The 1,578-nt window shown below is 69.1% G+C and carries 2 protein-coding genes and 1 pseudogene; 1 reads left to right on the top strand and 2 read right to left on the bottom strand.

Annotated features, from left to right (window positions below; translation table 11 throughout):
• The first annotated feature begins 220 nt into the window (after window positions 1-220).
• The gene (locus HCC78_RS32465) at window positions 221-796 is read left to right on the top strand and encodes a hypothetical protein (RefSeq protein ID WP_172332808.1); all 576 of its coding nucleotides are present in this window, start codon (window positions 221-223) and stop codon (window positions 794-796) included.
• Here HCC78_RS32465 and pncA read toward each other — a convergent pair.
• Both pncA and HCC78_RS32475 read right to left on the bottom strand, forming a co-directional pair.
• Complete coding sequence (gene pncA, locus HCC78_RS32470) at window positions 691-1,296, bottom strand: bifunctional nicotinamidase/pyrazinamidase (protein ID WP_172332809.1); 606 nt, start codon at window positions 1,294-1,296, stop codon at window positions 691-693. The genes HCC78_RS32465 and pncA overlap by 106 nt on opposite strands.
• A 108-nt stretch (window positions 1,297-1,404) precedes the next feature.
• A pseudogene (locus HCC78_RS32475) lies at window positions 1,405-1,578 on the bottom strand (IS5/IS1182 family transposase); the annotation flags it as partial.

Here is a 1,578-nt window from a genome sequence, read left to right on the forward strand (position 1 = left end):
CGCCATACGAATACATCTGCAAAATCTGGACATCTGAACCAGACAGATTCAATGTTGATCCGATCCACCAGATGCCGGGACTGAACAACTAGCCGCCTCTCATGCTCAGAACTGCACGCCTGCCCGCGACAGGAAGGATGACTGCCTCGCTCCGGCTGCCTTGCCTGGCCGCCCTTCCCCTGCTCATTGCGACTGCGGCACTTGGCGACGGCTACCGGGAATGCCGAGACCTGCGCGCGTTCCGCAGCTCGCGCCTTCGATGGAGAATGTCTCGCCGCATCCCTGCGGCGCGCGCACCGGCGGCGGCCGTCCGGCAATGGCCGTGCATGTCCCGGACGTGCATGGCGGCGGCCTGCACGAACCGCCGGTCATCTCGGTCGAGGGGAGCGCGCACTGCCACTGCGACACGGCCATGCAGGACGGGCAGAGCGGCTGTGCGGCCTTCGGCGGCGGGCGCGCCGCGCCGACCGCCGCACTCCGGCTGCATGCCGAGGGCATCGCGATTGCCAGCCTGGGCTGCACCGGCGGGGACGCGCCGACGCCGATCGGCGCGATGAAGGAGGCCAGCCATCTCGGTGCGGCGGTCACCGGCCGCACGATCATGCGCGCCTCCTCGGCGGGCGTCACCGCCGCATGGCTAGAGACGGCGGGGCAATGCGGCTTCGACCCGCACGCGCCGCGCCGGGCCGGTCAGGCCAGCGTCACGCCCGCCGCCTGCATGCCTGACAGTGCGGCATCGAGCGAGCCTTCGAGGTCGATGCCGCGCGACGCGGCCAGCATGACCTCGGCTTGGTAGCCGAGCTTCGCGGCATCCACAGCCGAGTAGTTGACGCAGAAATCCAGCGCCAGCCCGCAGAGCACCACCCGGCTGATCCCGCGGTTCTGCAGGTAGCCGTGCAGCCCGGTCGGCGTCGCGTGGTCGTTCTCGAAGAAGGCGGAATAGCTGTCGATGCCGGGGCGGAAGCCCTTGCGCACGACCATCTGGGCCGGCCCGTCCAGCAGCTCCGGGTGGAACGCCGCCCCCGCCGTGCCCTGCACGCAATGGTCGGGCCAGAGCACCTGGGTGCCGTAGGGCATCTCAACCGTCTCGAACGGCGTCTTGCCGGGGTGGCTGGAGGCGAAGGAGGAATGCCCCGCCGGGTGCCAGTCCTGGCTGAAGACGACGGTCCGGAACTCGGCCATCAGCGCATTGACCGGCGCCACCACCTCGTCGCCGCCGGGCACGGCCAGGGCGCCGCCGGGGCAGAAATCGTTCTGGACATCGATCACGATCAGGGCGTCGGTGGCGGGGCGCATGGGCAGGTCTCCTTGGTCTGCCCACATGGCTAAGGGGCCGGGCAAGCGCCCGTCAATTCAAACCTCGCCGCAGCGCCGCGCTTGTTCCCCAGCGCGGCAGGCTCTAGGTCATGTTGACAAAAAGCGGAGCCAGATGGGGACGGACGCGATGCCGATGAACCCGAGGAAACTCAGGGCGGTCTTGTCATAGCGCGTTGCCACCCGGCGGCACCGCTTGAGCTTGGAGAAGCAGCGTTCGGCCAGGTTGCGCCAGCGGTAGAAGTCGCGGTCGACGGCGCGCCA

The organism is Mangrovicoccus sp. HB161399, assembly GCF_013184745.1.
GTDB lineage: Bacteria > Pseudomonadota > Alphaproteobacteria > Rhodobacterales > Rhodobacteraceae > Mangrovicoccus.

Coding starts and splice junctions, on each gene's coding strand:
- HCC78_RS32465 (WP_172332808.1), top strand. CDS start 221: ATGCCGAGACCTGCGCGCGTTCCGCAGCTCGCGCCTTCGATGGAGAAT.
- pncA (WP_172332809.1), bottom strand. CDS start 1,296: ATGCGCCCCGCCACCGACGCCCTGATCGTGATCGATGTCCAGAACGAT.